The following is a 17,858-nucleotide window of genomic DNA, read 5'->3' as shown; positions in this document are numbered from 1 at the left end:
ATGGGGAGCGGGCGTTGCGAGAAACTTGGCGGTGGTTTGGACCTCAGGATCTGGCCAGTATTGATGATGTCATCCAGACCGGCGCGGTGGGGATCGTCAGCGCGTTGCATCACATTCCCAATGGCGTGGTGTGGAGCCCGGCTGAAATCGCCAGGCGACACACCGAAATCGGTACGCGCAAGGATGGTTCGGCGTCGGGGCTGACCTGGGACGTCGTTGAAAGCCTCCCGGTCAGCGAAGATATCAAGAAGCAAAAGGGCGACTGGCGGGCCCATATTGATAATTACAAGACGTCCCTGCACCACATCGCCGACAGTGGGCTGGAGGTGGTCTGCTACAACTTCATGCCGGTGCTGGACTGGACGCGGACTAATTTGCGGTGGGACCTGCCCAATGGCGGCTCGTGCATGCGGTTCGATATCAATGATTTTGCCGCGTTCGACATTCATGTGCTGGAGCGGCATGGCGCGGGCGCCGACTATACCAATGCCATTGCCGACGAGGCGGGGCGGCGATTTACCGACATGGATGAGTCGCAAAAGAAAACGCTGGCGCGTAACGTCACCATGGGACTGCCGGGTTCCAGCGACAGTATGACGCTCGAGGATGTGCGCGGCCATCTGGCTGAATATAGCGGTATTTCGCGCGAACGGTTGCGGGCCAATTTTGTCGATTTTCTCGAAGCGGTGATACCGACGGCTGAAAAGGTCGGGGTGCGGATGTGCTGCCATCCTGATGACCCCCCGTTTTCACTGCTGGGGTTGCCACGGGTCATGTCAACTGAGGATGATTATCGGTTCGTGATGGAGGCTGTGGACAGTGCGGCCAACGGTATGACGCTGTGTACCGGGTCGCTGGGCGTACGGCCCGATAATGACCTACCTGGTATGGTCGAACGATTGGGCAATAAGGTGCATTTCCTGCATTTGCGCAATGTGCGACGCGACAATGGCGATATTGTCGGTTCGTTCTTCGAGAGCGAACATCTGGGGGGCGATGTCAATATGATCGCGGTGATTGCGGCAGTATTGCGCGAGGAGCGGCGGCGGCGTACGGCCGGGCGGACTGACCATACTATTCCGATGCGGCCCGATCATGGGCAGGATATCCTCGATGATCTGGGGCGGCGTTCGCAGCCGGGCTATCCGACGATCGGCAGGATGAAGGGTCTGGCGGAACTGCGCGGGGTTGCCAGAGCGCTCGAACAAACGCTGTTGGGCCAGAATTGACCCGAATTTTGGATTAATTTCGACAGTATTAACCAAGCCTTTGCTGATTGGGCGCCAAATTGTCGCTGGATTCTGGCACGAGGCGGGCCCATGACGGCATTGGCAGTATTTCAGCGATTCATCACCTGGCTAACGCCAGAGGTATTGTTGCATGATCTCCATACGCGCAAGCGTGTGCAAATGTTCATTGTCAGCCATTTGTTCGGACCGTTCATTGCGGCACCGATTCCGATCTTTTTGTGGATCGCAGATCCCAATCCATCGCCGCATGTGCAGATACTGGCACTATCGATCTTCGGATTCTGGCCGTTCTTGCTGCTGGTCAAGATGTTTCCGCGCGCCTACACGCCACTTGCCATGGCCAGTGTGCTCAATCTGACGTTTGCGGTGCTCTGGGGCTCGTTTAATTATGGCGGCACCTCCTCGCCATTCCTGATGTGGCTGGTGCTCATGCCGCTATTGGCATTCATGTATTTTGGTTCGACGTGGGCGGCGCGAATATTTGTATTTGTCCAGATCATCGTCGGACTTGGGGCGTTTTATGCGTTTTACCTGATATCCAGTTTCCCCCAGAACATTCCCGTCGAGAAGATGGTGGTGGCCGGCATTCTGTCGGCGCTTGGCTCCAATATCTATGTGTTCATGATGGCGGCCTATTATTCCAGTGTCGTGGACAGCCAGTCCGAACTGATCAAGGAAGTCGAGCGGCACCAAGGCACGCTCAAGATGCTGTTGACCTCCAAGGAAGACGCGGAGCGGGCAAACGGGGCGAAATCCGAATTCCTCGCCAAGATGAGCCATGAGCCTGCGCACGCCGCTTAATGCCGTGCTGGGCTATTCGGAAATTCTGCTTGAAGATGCTGAATTGGATGGACGCGGCGAGCAGATTGCCGATCTGCAAAAGATCAGCGCGGCGGGCAAGCATCTGTTGGCAATGGTCAATGATATTCTCGATATTTCCAAGATCGAGGCCGGCAAGATGGCGCTTCATCTGGAGGCGGTTGATCTTGACATGCTGATCGATGAGATTGACTCGACGGCGCGACCACTGGCGTTCAAGAACACCAATACATTCAGTATAGAGCGTGGCGACAATCTGGGTACGATCCGGGCCGATGCCACCAAGCTCCGGCAGGCGGTATTCAATCTGTTGTCGAACGCTGCCAAGTTCACCCAGAACGGGCATATTACCCTTTCGGTTGAACGGCGAACTGAAATTGACGGGGACTGGGTGGAAATTGCGGTGCGTGATACCGGCATCGGGATTTCAATGGAGCAGCAGAGAACGTTGTTCAACAATTTTGCCCAAGCCAGTTCACAGATATCGGCTGTTTATGGCGGCACTGGACTTGGCCTGTCGCTTAGCCAGAATTTGTGCCGCCTGATGGGCGGTGAAATTCTGATTTCCAGCGAGTTGGGCAAGGGATCCCGGTTCGCCATAAGGCTGCCAACCAAAGTGGTTCAGACCGTAACACCAAGCCAAGCAGTTGCTGATGAAAGTGCAGAGGCAGAAGCGGTTCAGGACGCCATGGTGGCCGAAGCGGAAGCCGATGCGCTTGAACGCCAGGTCGGTGCGTCCGGCCTGACCGGCCACTTGGCCAATCACGACAAGCGCAAGCGCCTGCTGCTGGTCGATGATGATCGTAATTTTCTGGAGTTGGCCGAGCGCCTGTTCGTCAAGGCCGGTTATACCCCGATTTGCACCGATGCGCCGCAATCGGCGTTGCAGATCGCGCGGGCCGTGCGACCGGATGCGGTGTTTCTTGACATATTGATGCCGGGTTTTGACGGTTGGGATGTGCTTGCGGCTCTGCGTAGCGATCCTGCTACGGCGGATATACCCGTATTCATGATCTCAATATTGTCCGAACGCGCCAAGGCGATGGCGGCGGGCGCCGATGGCGTGGTGATGAAGCCGCTGGATGCGGCCAAGGTCAAGGCGGCCATAGCAGGCATCAAGGCGGCAAAACCGGCAACGGAAAAGGGCGAGGCCAAGGCCTCCTAGTTTAGAGTTTGGAAGGGAGCGATCAACATGGCTCTGGTACTGATCATCGAAGATAATCCGATCAATCGCGATGTCCTTGGACGGCGGCTTGAGAGGCGCGGTTTCTCCATACGGTTTGCTGTTGATGGGCCAAGTGGTATCGCGGAAGCCAAGGCGCTGAAACCGGATGTTATCCTGATGGATATTGGCCTCGGGGAAATGGATGGCTGTGAGGCGACCCGGCGGATTTGCGCCATACCCGAAACGGCGGACATTCCCATTATCGCCCTGACTGCGAGCGCCTTTGAGTCAGATCGGGCCAAGGCACTGGCGGCAGGGTGCATTGACTTCGACACCAAGCCGGTCGACCTGCCGCGCTTGCTGGGCAAAATGCAGCTGGTGCTGAAAGACAAAATGCCCCTGTCCGCTAAGGGTGCCGCCTGATCCTGACGCCTTTAACGTGTTTGGTAATCGCTCGTCGCGTTTGGGCGTTGCCATAGCTTGTCGGTATAGTGCCCAGCTTGCGGCTCGAGCCGGGCGAGCGCAGGTTGGATAAATCGCACAGGCAAGTATAAAAAAGCCCCGCCGGGCGGACCGGGCGGGGCTTTTTTGGTCTTGATCGGCTCAGCTGGCCTGTGGCATTTCCAGGTAGTGACCCAGCGTTTGCCGCAGTGCCTGGAAATTCAGCGGCTTTTGGTGAATATGGGGCTTGTTCAACCCCACCGCTTCGGCTGCATGTTGGGCGGTTTTCAACGTTGCCTCGTCCTGGCCCGATACAATGATCAACTGACCTGCGTATTTGTGCTCGGCCAGCAAGGCGAAAAGCTCAAAAGCGTCGATATGGGGCATGGTCAGATCGACCGCCATGACATCAGGCTTCAGCGCCGCCACCAGATTGATGACACCGCGCGGGTCTGATGTTGCAAAGGCTTCGTAGCCGCATCGCTCGGCGACGCGTACAATCAGGCTCTGCTGAGGGCGCATCGTCGTCAACGGCGAGCAGTTTTGGCGCATTCGACACGTCTGATCTCCCTACGCTGCGTGTGTGTCAGCCGCACGGCCGCGAACTGTGTCACCATTATCGCCTTCATGACCCAAGCGATATTCGAGGTCGGCGTCACGCATGGCCTTGCCTAGAATTTTTACAACCTGATCAATGTCAGCGCGGTTGTGCGATGCCATGACCTGGAAGCGGAATCGGGCACCACCCTGTGGAACCGCTGGATATTCCACCAGATTGGCAATACCACCAAGCGCCGACAGATGCCGAGAAGCAAACCGGCCCATGGCCTCGGTGCCGATGCGCACCGGCACGATCGGGGAGGGATCGCCCATGGCTTCGAGACCGGCGGCAACCATTTGGGCCCGCAGATACAAAATGTTGTCCATAAGCTTGCGGCGCAAATTCTGACCCTCGCTGGAGCGTACGATTTCAATGGCCTTCAACACGATGGCGGCCTGAACTGGCGAGAGGGCATTGGAGAAGGTATGGGTGGCGCTATAATATTTCAAATATTCAGCGGTCGCCTTGTCCTTTACCGCAATGAAACCGCCGTTTGAGGCAAAAGTCTTGGAAAAACTGCCGATAATAATGTCCGCAGCGCCAAGCATGCCCTGCAACCCAAGGTGACCGAGCCCATTATCGCCGATAGAACCCAGATCATGGGCGCAATCGACCAGCAGCGTGGCGTTGTATTGATCGCAGATGGCGCGCATGGCGCCCAGGTTCGGGGTATCGGAGTGCATGGAAAACAGGCTCTCGGTTACCACGAGAATGCCGTTTTCATTGTCGTTGGCGCGGATGCGCTCAAGTTTACGGGTCAGTGCGTCGAGATTGAGATGACCATGATAGTGGATGTTCTGGGTAGCGGCCTTGGAGCCTTCCTGAAGGCACGAGTGCGCCAGAATATCAAGAACGACATGGTCGTTGGCGCGTACAAATCCCTGCACCGAACCGTAGCCCGCCGACCAGCCCGTCGGATAGAGGACAACTTCACGACCGCCCATGAATTCTGACAGTGCCTGCACAAGGCGCAGCGAATTTGATGTATTGCCAAGTAGCGCACCAGAACCGGCGCTGTGAACGCCAAATTCGTCGATGGCCTCGACCGCCGCCTGCTTGATAGCGGGGTGGGAGGACAGGCTCAGATAATCCTGGCTGGCAAAATTGATGCCGCTGAACTGTTCGCCCGAATCGCTCATGGCATCGCACCGTGCCTTGGGTGCGGTGGCGGTTGAACGGGCATAGGGCCAGAGGCCGTGCTGGCGGCGATCATTCTGCCAGGCGTAAAATGGTGCGACGCGCCCCAACAGATCACTGCCTTCTGGTGCGCGGAAATCGCGCAGGCTACCAGTCAATACACTTTCGGGGACGGGACTTACATTCTTGTTCATGACGCTCTCCATAGCATGCGGCCTTCCTGGCCATCTGGAGAGCAGTTTAGGTTTTGACTTTAAAAATCGACTTAAGCGCCGAGGTTTATTTTTGGTAACTTCGAAAAACCGTGTGAATGCTTAACAATGCACTATTGTGCCGACATTTCGCCTATATAGATTTTCTGATGGTAGTTATGCATACCTATTCTTAATCGGTGTCTGGCAATTTCGAACCATGAAATTGAGCTTTTCAAGCGCCATATCTAAAATTGGCACAGCAATTGACCGCTTGATCGACCGCGCCATCGGCGCGGATCTCGCTCAAGCCGCACGTACGAGAGCGTTTGCTTCAGGAGCAGATGACTTCACTTTGGGCGGTGCTGCCGGTCGTCGTTTTTGCCTCATTGCTGGCGTCGGTGGCATTTGTCATCGCCTGCCAGAACACGCCAGCCTTTGCGCCAGTCCTGGTATGGGCGGTGGTTGTGTGGCTGATAAATATCCCGATCCTACATATATATCTGGCCCGCCGCGACAATATTACCGAGTTGGACGCCACTACTGCCCAATGGATATCGCGGATGGTGGTAATTTTTGCTGTTATATGCGGGGCAATGTGGGGCCTCGGTTTCCATGTTCTGCCGGTTGGCGAGAGCGCCACCATACGCCAGGTCGCGACGGTCGGAATTGGCGGTATCCTGTTTGTGGGGATGGTGGCCCTGCTCAATTATCCCCAGGCGCTGCTCGGATTTGTCAGCATGGTACTTGCAGGCGCCATGATGGCGCGACCGCACCTGAGTGTTGTCGACGACTTTTGGCTACGCGGCTTATTGTTGCTCGGCCTAGTGTGCTCCGCCTTTATGATCTGTCTTTGGCATGTCCGGCATTTTGTAGCGCATCGGGCCTCCCTCAATCAGATTCAGGAAAAGGGCGAGATCATCGGCCTGTTGCTCCGTGAATTTGAATCGAGTGCCTCAAACTGGGTTTGGGGTTTTGACAAGAATGGAGACATTGATCGGCTGTCGGTTGGCTTTACCACCGCGACCGGGCTTAGTGAAGCGGAGCCTGATGGGCGCGGATTTCCTGCACTTCCTGCGCTGCATTACCCCCGCCAACGACCCCTTCATGGCGCAGGTGGCACTGGACTGCAAGGAACGGACAACGTTTCAGGATGTCGAACTTCAGGTGCTGTCGGGCGGGCAGGCGTGCTGGTGGAGCATGACCGGCAAGCCGATTTTTGACGATACGGGCAACTATCTCGGCTATATTGGCACTGTGGCGGATGTATCGGCTCGCAAGGCCGCCGAACAGCGCATTACCCGGCTGGCGCATCATGACGTGATGACCGGCCTGTTGAACCGCACCAAGTTTACCGAGCATCTCAATAATTGCGTGGCGCGGCTCGAGCGATACGGTGCGCCGTTTTCTGTGCTGTTCCTGGATCTCGACCAGTTCAAGTCAGTCAATGACAGCCGCGGCCATATGGTGGGTGACAAACTGTTGGCGGCGGTTGCCAAGCGCATTACCACCGCGGCCAGGGACACCGACATCGTGGCGCGTTTGGGCGGTGACGAGTTCGCAATCATCCTGCCCAACGATTGCAGTCCGGAAGGGAACGCATCACTGGCGCAACGATTGATCGATCTCGGTTGGCCAAGTGTTTGATATCGAGGATGAAGCGGTCAATATCGGCATAAGTGTCGGTATCGCCATGGCCCCTATCAATGGAACGCGCCCCGACCAGATCCTGCGCAATGCCGATCTGGCGCTTTATCGCGCCAAGGCGGATGGGCGTTCGGTCTACAGATTTTTTGAAAGTCAGATGGATTCGGATGCGCGCGAACGCCGCATGCTCGAAGTCGAACTGCGCGACGCACTCAAGAACAATGAGCTTGAGCTCTATTATCAGCCGCTGGTTTCGGCGGCGGATCGGCGACCGATGGGATTTGAGGCGTTGATCCGCTGGAACCATCCGATCCGTGGATTAGTGCCGCCCGCAGAATTCATTCCACTGGCCGAGCGATCAAGCCTGATCGTTGAAATTGGCGACTGGACCATCGAGCAGGCGTGTCGGGCCGCTGCAAGTTGGCCGACGGGGCTGACGGTGGCGGTCAACATGTCGGCCAAGCATTTCCGGATTTCCGACATCGCCCAGGTGGTGAAAAAATCACTGACCAAAAGCGGGCTGGAGTCCAACAGGCTGGAGATTGAAATCACCGAAGGTCTGCTGATGGAAAACCCCGACGAGGTGACCGTCAAACTGGCCGAAATTCGCGATCTTGGTGTCATTCTGGCCATGGATGATTTTGGCACCGGTTATTCCAGCCTGAGTTATCTGCTGAAATTTCCGTTCGACAAGATCAAGATCGACAAATCATTTATCGATGCTTCGACGCAGGAACCGGCGGCGCGTGACATTTTGAAGGCCATCGCCTCGCTGGCAAAGACGCTCAATCTCAGGATTACTGCTGAAGGTGTGGAGACAGCAGACCAGGCTGATTTCCTGTCTGGTATCGCCTGCCACCAGTTGCAGGGTTTCTATTTTTCGCCGCCGCTGGACAGTATCGACATGCCGCGGTACCTGCTGGCCAATGTGCCGACGCGGGAGGCGGAGGTGCGGGCCGAAGTTGAGTCAGTGTTGATGAAGAGGCGCGCGAGCCTAGGTGCTAGGCCTCGAACTGGTCTGGCGGCACGACCAATCGGTAACTGACCAGATCACCGTTGATTTCATAGTGCGAGCGACCACCGACCGCGAGCGGTACGATGCGCTTGACCACCGTGGTGCCGAAACGTGGCTCTGAAACGGGCAGGTTGCGCTGTCCACCGGTTTCCTGCCACTGCACAATTAGCGCACCAGGATCGGTATCACTATCGAGATCGCAGATTTTCGCATCGATCCATATCTGGCCATTGTCGTGGTCGGCCAGGGCACCGTAAAGTAACGCGTTAGCCCCCAACTCATGCAGGGCCAGACCAATATGAAGGGCGGCGTTCGGGGAGAGCAGGGGATTGTCACCAGTGATGCGAATGGCATCAAGGCCGGCAATGCCGAGGCGGGCCACCTGGGTGGCAACAAGGGACTGAAACAAGGTGCCGCGCCAATCGCTGTCGGTGACCATGTCCTGAGTGCTGGCGAGCGATTGCAGACGACCGCGAAAGCGGTTGAGAAAATCGTCGATATTGCCGGTATGCTGGGCGGTCTGGGCTGCGACGCTCTGAACGATGGCCAGCAGGTTTTTTGAGCGGTGGCTGACCTCGCGCATCAGGCTCGAGATCGCCAACTCTCGGGCACGCTGCTCGGTGACGTTACTCATTGTAATGATGGTGCCGACAAATTTGCCATCAATGCGGTCGGTCGTGAACCAAGCCTCAAAATGCTCGCGGCGACCGCGTCCGGCCAAGTCAAATTCAACAAGTTGGGACTCGTTTGTCTGCAGCGTTAATGCGCGCGCGTCGGCAAAGTGGGCCGCAATGGATTTGGGCAAAATGTCATCATCGGCCTTGCCGATCAGGTCCGACGTTGGCCACTGTGGGGGCAGGTTTTGCGCATAGTCATAGCGTCCATCAATTCCCAAGTGCAAAACGGCGGTGCCGACCTGCGCCAAACTTGCCGTGAGCGTGCGCATTGCCAAGGCACCCGTAGCGCTGGAGGAAGGCATGGAGAACCCTTGATATTCGGACAAGTCAGACGCCGGACTCATCGCTTTTCAGGCTGGAGCACGTGCTCCAGAACACGCATCAGCGTCTAGCCGCGTCTGACCAGTCCCATGACCAGCGAAATAACCAGAAACACCAAAAACAAGAAGAACAATATCTGGGCAATTCCAGCCGACGCGCCAGCGATGCCGGTAAACCCAAGCACCCCGGCTATCAGCGCAATAACCAGAAATACGAGTGTGTAATAGAGCATCGGACCAGCCTCCTTGTGTCTGTAACCACAACGATTTCAGTGATGTGGAGTTCCGCAAGCCGACAAAAAAAGGCCCGGTTTCCCGGGCCCAATGGTAAATCGAATGTCTGGACGCTCACGCCGCGGCGCGAGAGCCTTCCTCAAAGAACAGGGCCTGGCTGATAAGCGCCTTTACCATGTCGGGATTAAACGGTTTGGTAACCAGGAAAGTGGGTTCTGGGCGCTCACCGGTCAACAAGCGCTCGGGGAAGGCGGTGATGAAAATGACAGGCACCGAGTGCTCATTGAGAATGTCATTTACCGCATCAATGCCGGAGCCTGCCGTCGGCCAACTGAATATCGGCCAGTATCATTTTGGGCTTGCTTTGTTCAAACAGCGCGACCGCTTCCTTGTGGGTCCGGGCGACACTGACAACCTTGTGGCCGAGGCTTTCGACCAATTGCTCGATATCCATGGCGATCAACGGTTCGTCCTCGATGATCATGATTTCGGTGGCGACCTGACGCGAAATTTCCATGGATGCATCGTCCAGCAATTTGGAAAACTCAGTGCTCGAGACGTCAAGAATTTCGGCCGCCTGAGACTGGCTGAAACCTTCGACAGCGACGAGCAGAAACGCCTGACGGGCACGCGGCGCCAGGCTTGCAAGATTGGTTGCAGCCCGCTGTTCCCAGGCAAAACTGGAAACGGGTTCGGGAACCCTGATGCTGGTGGTGGAAAAGATGGCGGCAAAGAGCCTTGTATAGCGAGATGCGATCATTTGATGCTTCGGGGAACAAAGACACATCTGCAATCAATGCTTCCAGAACCGCTGCGACATATGCGTCCCCAGAAGTTTGAGAGCCGGTGCTCGCACGGGAAAAACGACGCAAGTATGGCAGGTGCGGTGCGATCCGCGTGGATAAAGACATCAACAAAACTCCCCAGGTGACGCTATGGTACAAGTTTGCAAACGCGGCGCTACAAATAACGTTCCGTTTGAATGGAACTTTTTTGTCGCTTAATCATTGAGTGAGGCGATCCAGACATTCGGGCAATATTTCATGATGATAAAGGACCACGCAGTGGGTGACCAGCGAACGCGAATAGGGGAGGGGCAATCCGACGACGGTCTTGGCCCAAATACGGACATCGGGTCGCGTCTGCGCGCGCTCTATGGATCAGTTCAGGACGAAGGTGTGCCTGATCAATTGCTGGACTTGCTGGAAAAGCTCGACAGTGCTGAAAAGTTGCAAGGTCGTGATGATGAGGCACACGATGAGTAAAGGGGCCGGTGATGAGCAGGCACCTTCGTTCAAGCGTGAGATGTTGGCAACGCTGCCAAGTCTGCGGGCCTTCGCGGTTTCGCTGACCGGCAAACACGACAAGGCCGACGATTTGGTGCAGGACACGGTAATGAAGGCATGGGCGAAGCAGTCGAGCTTTGAAATGGGCACCAATATCAAAGCGTGGTTGTTTACGATCCTGCGCAACGAATTTTACAGCCAGATGCGCAAGCGCGGCCGTGAGGTGCAGGACAGTGACGGTGCATTTACCGAGAGACTTTCGGTACACCCGGCCCAATATGGCTCCATGGACATGCAAGACTTCAAGAACGCTTTGAGCAAGTTGCCCGACGATCAGCGCGAAGCGATCATCTTGATCGGGGCATCAGGCTTTTCCTATGAGGATGCGGCGGCGATCTGCGAGTGTGCAGTAGGGACGATGAAAAGCCGGGTCAGCAGGGCACGCATTCGCTTGCAGGAAATTCTCCAGGTAGCGGGGCAGGCCGATTATGGCCCCGATGCAGTCTCGACACAGGTAACGACGACAACCCTGTCGCTCGGCAATCGATAATAATTGCAGCTGATCAATCATCTGGCACTGGTAAGGGCGCCCAAAAGCGGTCACTACTTGATGCTAGGTGCCCGCTCGGGTGCTGCATACAGTCACGAGACCGATGGGCCAGAATAGCGCTATGAACGAGGCCGCCGGCCAAACCGAGAGCGATATCGTCAACGAACGGCAGGCTCCTGCGTCGGATTGCCATTCTGGCAAGCCTGGCGCTAGTATTCGTGGCCGGGTGTGCGGCGCTGCTTCTGGCCCAAGGTGTCAATCGCCAACTCATGGACGTGCAACATACGTTCGACATGCGTACGGCGGCACGCGATATTTCCATTGCGCTCGTGGACGCGGAAAGCGGTCAACTGGGGTACGTTCTGACCCAGGATGAATCCTATTTGCTGCCTTACGAAAAGACCGTCCACACCATCGATGAACGATTGCTGGCGCTGCGGGACATGGCAAAAGGCGACGCCGAGCAGAGTGCCAGAGTGGACAGGGTGGCTAAGGCGGTTCAGAGCAAAATCGCCGAAATGGCGTCGACAGTGACGCTGGTTGCCAACAGTCATGAAGCCTTGGCCACCTCGATCGTCAAGGGGGTGGCGGGGCGCGTTTGATGGAAGATCTGCGCAACACACTGAATGCCTTCATCGCCGAGGAGGACAAGAACCTTTTGATGCGCAACGATGCTATCGGCCGAACCCGCCTGTGGATTACCATAGCCATTCTGGCGGCATTAGGGGGCGCAGTTGTGTTGGCCTATGTGCTGTTCAGCCGAACTGAGCGGCAGGTTTCGGCGTTGACCCGAAGCCGAAGCGAACTTAACACCCAGCGTGACGCGCTTGCCCAGCGGGTTTTGGAGCGCACGGCTGCGCTCGAGGAATCCCAAGCCCATGCGCAACGTGAGCGCGAACGGGTGGAAACCCTGCTCAAAGATACCAATCACCGGATTGGCAATTCGCTAGCGACGGTGTCCTCGCTCCTTGGTTTGCAAATGATGCGCAGTAATTCGGTGGAGGTCAAGAACGCCCTTGAGGCGGCGAGATTGCGCGTTCATGCCATTGCCTCGTCGCATCGACGACTGCGACTTGGGGACGATCTGGAATCGACAAGAGCGGACGAGTTTCTGCACGCGGTGCTTGATGATCTGGAATCGACGCACGAGGGCACCGACCCGGTCAAGTTTGAGCATGAATTCGCCGATATCTGGATCAGGTCGCGCGATGCGACGACTTTGGGGATCATACTGGGTGAGTTGGTTACCAATGCGCTCAAGCACGCGTTTCCCGAGGGTCGGGGTGGCACAATAAGTGTGCGGCTGTTTCGCGACGAGGCTGGTATTGCCACATTGGAGGTCAGTGACGATGGGCTCGGACCGTCCGATAAGGCCAATTTCGACGATGGCGGACTCGGCTCGGTCATCGTTCGACAATTGGCGCAGCAGTTTGGCGGCAACCCGGTTTACGAGAAAAGCCCGACCGGCGGTCTGCGCGTCAGCGTGTCATTGCCCAAGATCACGACGGAAACAACGCCGGCCTAGAACCGATTGGCTGCTGGCGCGTTGGTTGGTGCGAGACTGAACCAAATTATCAAATTACCTAATGGGACAAGCCATTGCGCTATGCGGCTATTCTAAACCGCCATGGCGGAACACTCCGCACGATGGATTTGGACGATTTTTGTGCCAGGGCCGAGGTGATATTTGCCCGGCATGGTCATAATCTGACCTGCCGCATTGTTGCCGGTAGCGAGATTGTCAAAACCCTCGAGCAGGCAGGGGGGACAGTAATGTCGATGTCATTCTGGCGGGCGGCGGCGATGGTACGATCTCGGCAGCGGCGGCCATGGCGTTTGAATGTGGCAAGCCGCTGGCTGTGTTGCCTGCAGGCACTATGAACATGTTTGCGCGGGCATTAAACCTGCCGCTCGAACTTGAGGCGGCGCTGGAAGCGCTGGCTGGGGGTGACGTCAAGTCAATCGACATTGCCACGGCCAACGGGCGGCCATTTGTCTATCAGTTCAGCGTTGGCGTTCACGCGCGGTTGGTGCGTATTCGTGAGACCATGACCTATCGGAGTCGGATCGGCAAAATTCTCGCCAGTGTACGCGCCATCGCATCAACGGTATCGCGACCGCCCAACTTCGAGGCCGAAATTCATTATAATGGAACGGTGGAGAAGCGGCGCGCTTCGGGCATTGCTGTGTCCAACAATATGCTGGCCGAGGGACATTTGCCCTATGCCGAGGGTTTGGATGGCGGGGTGCTGGGGGTATATGTAGCGGCACCAATGGGCCCGTGGGCTTTGATCAAGCTGGCATTTAACCTGATGCGCGGCCATTGGCGCGAAAGCCCGATGGTTTCCGAACGGGTGGTGCCCGAATTGCGCCTGACATTTCCCCGACGGCGCGGATCGGCCAAGGCAGTTATCGATGGCGAGTTGATGAAATTGCCGCCCGAAACGGTGTTGAAGGTGCATCACAAGGCGTTGCGCGTGATCGCGCCCAAACCCGAGGCGGTGGCCGTACGTCGCTGAGTTGCGGTTTTTTAACGCGAATTTGCAACCATTTCGGATCAAAAGCGTTTGCGCGGATGACACGCAACCCGTGGGCGTGTGCGAGTAATTTGATTTGACTGGACATTGAGTGAGTGAGCCTGGCAATCCACTGCCACATGCCGTTCGTGATGCAGTGGCAGACATTGGACGATTGGAGGTGCTGAATGTGCTCGATGTCCTTCCGTCCCAACCTGACCCGGATTTTGATCGCCTGACCCGATTGGCGGCGAGTGTGTTCGATAGCGAGTTTGCGTTGGTAACGCTGGTCGACGAGACCACACAGTTTTTCAAATCGTGCTTTGGCGTCGATGATCTGGAGAAAAGCCCTGTCGACGCATCGTTTTGCGCCCATACGATCGCGGCGAAAGGGCAGGATTATCTACTTGTTCCCGATCTTGCCGCCGACGTCCGGTTTGCGAACAACCCCTTTGTTACCAATACACCCTATGTGCGGTTTTATGTTGGCGCGCCAATCGTGGTGCACGGGCAACGGCTGGGGTCGCTGTGCGTGCTGGCGACCACGCCCCGCAATGACGTCACACCAGCCCAGATCGAGCAGCTGATTGATCTGGCCAATGTAGCCTCGACTTTGTTCTTGCTCAAAGAGGAAGCGCGAATACGGGCAAGAACCTCCTCGGCACTGATCCGTGAAGAATGGCGGCACGCCTTGACGCTGGAAGCGGGCAAGGTGGGAAGCTGGGTCTGGGACGTGCCGAGTGGTGAGGTAACCTGTAACGAGACATTTCGGCATATGCACGGTTTAGCTGAGCAGGGCCCAATATCGAGGGATCAGGTGTTTGACGCTATTCATCCCCGCGATCGCGACGCCATGAAAAAGGCACTGGTGGCGGCGTTTGATGATGGTGTGGACTTTGAAACCGAGGCACGCGCGCTGGAGACCGGGCGGTGGCTGATCACGCGCGGTCGTGTCTATCAACGTGACGGGCAGGGTCAGCCGATTACGCTTATGGGCGTTAGCCTGGATGTTACTGAAAACAAGAAGACCGCCCAACAGACCGAGCAGTTGTTGCGTGAGACTCAATCACAGGGTCAAGAACACACTGGCGATGATCCAGTCCATCGCACGCCAGACCATCCGGCAAAATCCTGACCCCCAAGGGTTTATCAACGCGTTTTCAGGTCGTTTGCGTACGATCTCGGAGGTGCATGTGTTGCTGGCGGATCGTGATTGGAGCGGGGTGCAGCTGTATGAAGTGATCGGGGCGCAGTTCGGTCCGGATTTTTTGACCAATCCACGACAGGCGGTCATTGAGGGAGACGATATTTTTCTGCCTGCCGATCATGCGCTGGGGCTGGGTCTGATCCTGCATGAACTAACGACAAATGCTGGAAAATATGGCGCCTGGACCGACGGGCAGGGGCTGGTGGAACTCACATGGACCCTGATCGAAGGGGGAGATCGCGGCATCGACATGTGCTGGAAGGAGCGCAACGGACCAAGGGTCACATCGCCCGAAGATGTCGGATTGGGGGTTAAGCTGATCGAACGCAGCCTCGCCAAAATTCTGGAGAGCCAGGTCAATCTGAAATTTGACCCAGATGGGGTTACAGCGCGAATCTGGCTTCCCCTGCCGCCGCTTTAGCAGCGACAGGGTTCAGTCGTTTCTGTCGTTATCCTTATCGTTGCCGAGAATGAAAAAGGCGGCGACGGCGGCAAGAGGAAGACCGATTGTGCGCGCGACGGGGGAGCGCAGCAATAGAGGGAGCGCTGAAATGGCGGCGGTGGTGATCAACGCGCTGGATTCGCTGGAGTGGCGGCGTTCAACTTCCTGTCGCTTGCGCGACCCTTGCCCGATGAGACTGCCCAGATAGACGGCCAACGCCAATATAAGGGCGCCGCCGGACATGGCCAGCGCCGCGATCAGAGGGCCGAATTTTGCCGCCAGCGCGATATAGCCGGCGGCCAAGGCAAAGCCCAGGGCAATCGTTACCAAAATGCCGATCAAGACGCTGATGATGAGCGTGCGCTTGAGCTTGTCGGTCAGGGATTCGAGTTGAATGCCCATAAGACCGGCGAGCGATGACATGATATGCATGGACTATGACCGCGACAACAGAGCCAGGATAAAGCCTATGCCGATGGCGCTAGCCACTGCAGTCAGGGGTTTGTCGCGGATGGTGTCCTTGAGCTGTTTCTCGATATTGGTGGCCTGATCCTGCACTTCCTCAACCACGTGCTGGCCCTGGCGACGAAGTTGGGAATATTCGGCCTTGGCAGTGTGCTTGGCCTCGGAAACCTTGTCGCCACTGATCCGAGTCAGGGTCGAGGCAATCTCTTTTAGGTCAGTTTGCAATTGGGCAATCTGATCCTCAAGATGCTGTTCGCGTTCGGTGGCGTTGGTTCGTGCGGTCTTGGCTTTAGCTAGATCGGATGTGGTAGCCATATGGCGCTCCTATAACAAGTGTTGGCGGTTGGCTGCCCAATAGCGCTCGTGAGCGGGTCTCGCCTCGAGCGAGAAACTCACCCCGGCGCCACAAGTTGGGCCGGGGTGAAAGGTGCGGGCTCAAAGTGGGGCGACCTTGAACCCGCGAGGCACTTGACCGTTTAATGGTCAATCGGCTTACGCCGAGCGTGCCCTTCTTGTGGACCTATAGTCGGCCGAGCAGCATCAAGATCAACACGATCACCAAGATGGTGCCGAGAATGCCCGATGGGAAGTAGCCGAAGCCGCGCGAGTAACCCCAAGTGGGCAGGGCGCCGATCAGCAGCAGGATCAGGATGATGATGATGATTGTGGTCATGACGCATTTCCTTTTTCTTGTTTTGGTTTCGGCGACGTCAGCTAATGAAAAGCAGCAGCGCGGTGGTGGCGCTCAATAGTGCCAGCGCTGGCACCATTGCCCAGAGCAATGCGTTCAGGTGTGTGTGGCCGTCATAGCCCTGAATAATCGATGAGGCGGTGAAACGGTTCGAGTGGGCAGCTGTCATGGGTCTGAACTGGGTCATATCTCGCTCCGCCAAGGTCTTTTCAATCAAACCAAGCGTAATTCGCCTATTTGGTTACGCGTTGTTGCGCTTGCCAAATGAACGGGGAAGATATGATTTTGGTTCCCGACAAGTTCTATGAGATTTGCAGGAAAACCCTATTCGAGTCGCAAAACATCGACTGACTGGCTGGTTTCCTGGCTGCCGGTGGTCTTGAGAACGCCAACAATAGGGGCGATATCGGCGTAGTCGCGACCGTGCCCGATGGTGATGTGATCGGGACCAGCGAGCATGGCGTTCGTGGGGTCAAATTCGATCCAGCCGGCGGCGCGACCACACCATGCGCGAACCCAGGCGTGCATAGCATCGGCGCCTTCCAGACGTGGCTTGCCGGGCGGGGGGTTGGTGCGCAGAAAGCCCGAGACGTAACCAGCAGGGATGCCGAGGCTGCGCAGGCCCGAGATCATGACTTGCGAAAAATCCTGACATACGCCTTTTTTCAGAGCAAAGGCCTCGGCGGGGGTGGTTTCGACGTCGGTTGCGTTACTGTCATAGGCGAAATCGGCGTGGATAGCGTTGCACAGCGCCATGGTCTTGGCAAAAATTGAGGTGTGTGACGCCATGATGGGGCGTGCATAGGCAGCGATTTCGGGGTCAAGCGGAATGCGTCGCGAGGCCGCCAGAAAATGGTGCGGACTATCGGGTGCCAGCGACCATAATTCGGTGATTTCGGTTTGCAGCACGGCAAGTGTCGGGGAGAGATTAGCGGGGCGTGCCGGTTCTTCGATCATGACGCGGGCGACCAATTTGACGTCAAGGTGCTCGTGGGCGTTGGAATAGGCAATGGTGCTGACGTCGTTGCCAAAAAAATCCTTGAAATTGCTAGACTGATCCGGCGGTGGATCGAAACTCAGCGACGCGGCGACGACCCGCTGAAGGTTGGCGATGGCGCCGGGGCGGACGCGGACCAGGTGACGGCCACCCTGCACCGGCGCGTCATATTCGTAATGGAGCTGCAAACGAATATCGTAGAGCATG

Annotated in this window: 23 protein-coding genes and 1 pseudogene; 14 read left to right on the top strand and 10 right to left on the bottom strand. The window is 56.7% G+C overall.

Annotated elements, in window-relative coordinates:
• Nucleotides 1-14 precede the first annotated feature (14 nt).
• The 4 genes from uxuA to PSQ19_RS09265 all read left to right on the top strand — a co-directional run bounded on the left by uxuA (nucleotide 15) and on the right by PSQ19_RS09265 (nucleotide 3,657).
• Complete coding sequence (gene uxuA / locus PSQ19_RS09280; RefSeq protein ID WP_282220544.1) at nucleotides 15-1,229, top strand: mannonate dehydratase; 1,215 nt, start codon at nucleotides 15-17, stop codon at nucleotides 1,227-1,229.
• A gap of 90 nt (nucleotides 1,230-1,319) precedes the next feature.
• A complete protein-coding gene (locus PSQ19_RS09275) occupies nucleotides 1,320-2,051 on the top strand; it encodes a hypothetical protein (RefSeq protein ID WP_282220543.1) in 732 nt (243 codons plus the stop codon).
• Entirely contained in the window at nucleotides 2,029-3,234 is a 1,206-nt protein-coding gene (locus PSQ19_RS09270; RefSeq protein ID WP_282220542.1) for an ATP-binding response regulator, read from the top strand. The genes PSQ19_RS09275 and PSQ19_RS09270 overlap by 23 nt, the downstream gene beginning before the upstream one ends.
• 27 nt (nucleotides 3,235-3,261) lie before the next feature.
• Nucleotides 3,262-3,657: a response regulator gene (locus tag PSQ19_RS09265; protein ID WP_282220541.1), complete on the top strand. Its 396-nt coding sequence runs from the start codon at nucleotides 3,262-3,264 to the stop codon at nucleotides 3,655-3,657.
• A gap of 180 nt (nucleotides 3,658-3,837) precedes the next feature.
• On the opposite strand, the gene PSQ19_RS09260 is transcribed toward PSQ19_RS09265, so the two are convergent.
• Nucleotides 3,838-4,227, bottom strand: a complete 390-nt coding sequence (locus tag PSQ19_RS09260; RefSeq protein WP_282220540.1) for a response regulator — start codon at nucleotides 4,225-4,227, stop codon at nucleotides 3,838-3,840.
• 18 nt (nucleotides 4,228-4,245) lie between these two features.
• Entirely contained in the window at nucleotides 4,246-5,607 is a 1,362-nt protein-coding gene (locus PSQ19_RS09255; RefSeq protein ID WP_282220539.1) for an aminotransferase class I/II-fold pyridoxal phosphate-dependent enzyme, read from the bottom strand.
• A gap of 341 nt (nucleotides 5,608-5,948) precedes the next feature.
• Between PSQ19_RS09255 and PSQ19_RS09250 the strand changes: the two genes are divergently transcribed.
• The 3 genes from PSQ19_RS09250 to PSQ19_RS09240 are packed head-to-tail and all read left to right on the top strand — an operon-like array spanning nucleotide 5,949 to nucleotide 8,296.
• Entirely contained in the window at nucleotides 5,949-6,827 is an 879-nt protein-coding gene (locus tag PSQ19_RS09250) for a hypothetical protein (protein ID WP_282220538.1), read from the top strand.
• On the top strand, nucleotides 6,805-7,251 hold the full coding sequence (locus PSQ19_RS09245; RefSeq protein ID WP_282220537.1) for a GGDEF domain-containing protein: 447 nt from the start codon (nucleotides 6,805-6,807) through the stop codon (nucleotides 7,249-7,251). Before PSQ19_RS09250 ends, PSQ19_RS09245 begins: the two co-directional genes overlap by 23 nt.
• Nucleotides 7,244-8,296, top strand: coding sequence for a putative bifunctional diguanylate cyclase/phosphodiesterase (locus tag PSQ19_RS09240; RefSeq protein ID WP_282220536.1), 1,053 nt, complete (start codon nucleotides 7,244-7,246; stop codon nucleotides 8,294-8,296). The genes PSQ19_RS09245 and PSQ19_RS09240 overlap by 8 nt, the downstream gene beginning before the upstream one ends.
• Here the strand turns inward: PSQ19_RS09240 and PSQ19_RS09235 are convergent.
• The 3 genes and pseudogenes from PSQ19_RS09235 to PSQ19_RS09225 all read right to left on the bottom strand — a co-directional run bounded on the left by PSQ19_RS09235 (nucleotide 8,253) and on the right by PSQ19_RS09225 (nucleotide 10,408).
• On the bottom strand, nucleotides 8,253-9,269 hold the full coding sequence (locus PSQ19_RS09235) for a sensor histidine kinase (protein ID WP_282220535.1): 1,017 nt from the start codon (nucleotides 9,267-9,269) through the stop codon (nucleotides 8,253-8,255). The two genes, PSQ19_RS09240 and PSQ19_RS09235, sit on opposite strands and share 44 nt — an antisense overlap.
• A 62-nt stretch (nucleotides 9,270-9,331) precedes the next feature.
• On the bottom strand, nucleotides 9,332-9,496 hold the full coding sequence (locus PSQ19_RS09230) for a DUF1328 domain-containing protein (protein WP_282220534.1): 165 nt from the start codon (nucleotides 9,494-9,496) through the stop codon (nucleotides 9,332-9,334).
• Nucleotides 9,497-9,611: 115 nt separating this feature from the next.
• A pseudogene (locus PSQ19_RS09225) lies at nucleotides 9,612-10,408 on the bottom strand (response regulator).
• Between the two features lie 96 nt (nucleotides 10,409-10,504).
• On the opposite strand from PSQ19_RS09225, the gene PSQ19_RS09220 reads away from it, so the two are divergent.
• The 7 genes from PSQ19_RS09220 (at nucleotide 10,505) to PSQ19_RS09190 (ending at nucleotide 15,477) form a co-directional block, all read left to right on the top strand.
• Nucleotides 10,505-10,762 (top strand): NepR family anti-sigma factor, encoded by a 258-nt coding sequence (locus PSQ19_RS09220; RefSeq protein WP_407649125.1) that lies wholly within the window; start codon nucleotides 10,505-10,507, stop codon nucleotides 10,760-10,762.
• Nucleotides 10,755-11,333, top strand: a complete 579-nt coding sequence (locus tag PSQ19_RS09215) for an RNA polymerase sigma factor (RefSeq protein ID WP_282220533.1) — start codon at nucleotides 10,755-10,757, stop codon at nucleotides 11,331-11,333. The genes PSQ19_RS09220 and PSQ19_RS09215 overlap by 8 nt, the downstream gene beginning before the upstream one ends.
• Before the next feature lie 218 nt (nucleotides 11,334-11,551).
• Entirely contained in the window at nucleotides 11,552-11,935 is a 384-nt protein-coding gene (locus PSQ19_RS09210; protein WP_282220532.1) for a CHASE3 domain-containing protein, read from the top strand.
• Nucleotides 11,935-12,858, top strand: a complete 924-nt coding sequence (locus tag PSQ19_RS09205; RefSeq protein ID WP_282220531.1) for a sensor histidine kinase — start codon at nucleotides 11,935-11,937, stop codon at nucleotides 12,856-12,858. The genes PSQ19_RS09210 and PSQ19_RS09205 overlap by 1 nt, the downstream gene beginning before the upstream one ends.
• A 304-nt stretch (nucleotides 12,859-13,162) precedes the next feature.
• Nucleotides 13,163-13,852, top strand: coding sequence for a diacylglycerol/lipid kinase family protein (locus tag PSQ19_RS09200; protein ID WP_282220530.1), 690 nt, complete (start codon nucleotides 13,163-13,165; stop codon nucleotides 13,850-13,852).
• Nucleotides 13,853-13,961: 109 nt separating this feature from the next.
• Complete coding sequence (locus tag PSQ19_RS09195) at nucleotides 13,962-14,984, top strand: GAF domain-containing protein (RefSeq protein ID WP_282220529.1); 1,023 nt, start codon at nucleotides 13,962-13,964, stop codon at nucleotides 14,982-14,984.
• Complete coding sequence (locus tag PSQ19_RS09190; protein ID WP_282220528.1) at nucleotides 14,941-15,477, top strand: sensor histidine kinase; 537 nt, start codon at nucleotides 14,941-14,943, stop codon at nucleotides 15,475-15,477. The genes PSQ19_RS09195 and PSQ19_RS09190 overlap by 44 nt, the downstream gene beginning before the upstream one ends.
• 12 nt (nucleotides 15,478-15,489) lie before the next feature.
• On the opposite strand, the gene PSQ19_RS09185 is transcribed toward PSQ19_RS09190, so the two are convergent.
• The 5 genes from PSQ19_RS09185 to PSQ19_RS09165 all read right to left on the bottom strand — a co-directional run bounded on the left by PSQ19_RS09185 (nucleotide 15,490) and on the right by PSQ19_RS09165 (nucleotide 17,857).
• Nucleotides 15,490-15,930, bottom strand: a complete 441-nt coding sequence (locus tag PSQ19_RS09185) for a hypothetical protein (protein WP_282220527.1) — start codon at nucleotides 15,928-15,930, stop codon at nucleotides 15,490-15,492.
• A gap of 3 nt (nucleotides 15,931-15,933) precedes the next feature.
• Nucleotides 15,934-16,278 carry a DUF883 family protein gene (locus tag PSQ19_RS09180; protein WP_282220526.1) on the bottom strand — a complete coding sequence of 115 codons (345 nt, stop codon included), beginning with the start codon at nucleotides 16,276-16,278 and terminating at the stop codon, nucleotides 15,934-15,936.
• A gap of 205 nt (nucleotides 16,279-16,483) precedes the next feature.
• On the bottom strand, nucleotides 16,484-16,636 hold the full coding sequence (locus PSQ19_RS09175) for a DUF3309 family protein (protein WP_282210524.1): 153 nt from the start codon (nucleotides 16,634-16,636) through the stop codon (nucleotides 16,484-16,486).
• A 37-nt stretch (nucleotides 16,637-16,673) separates the two neighbouring features.
• The gene (locus tag PSQ19_RS09170) at nucleotides 16,674-16,841 is read right to left on the bottom strand and encodes a hypothetical protein (RefSeq protein ID WP_282220525.1); all 168 of its coding nucleotides are present in this window, start codon (nucleotides 16,839-16,841) and stop codon (nucleotides 16,674-16,676) included.
• Nucleotides 16,842-16,978: 137 nt separating this feature from the next.
• Complete coding sequence (locus PSQ19_RS09165) at nucleotides 16,979-17,857, bottom strand: transglutaminase family protein (RefSeq protein ID WP_282220658.1); 879 nt, start codon at nucleotides 17,855-17,857, stop codon at nucleotides 16,979-16,981.
• Between the last annotated feature and the right edge of the window lies 1 nt (nucleotide 17,858).

It is taken from the genome of Devosia algicola (assembly GCF_028816455.1).
Taxonomy (GTDB): Bacteria; Pseudomonadota; Alphaproteobacteria; order Rhizobiales; family Devosiaceae; genus Devosia; species Devosia algicola.
Note: the sequence above shows the minus strand (reverse complement) of the source record. Positions and strands in the feature narration are given on the sequence as shown.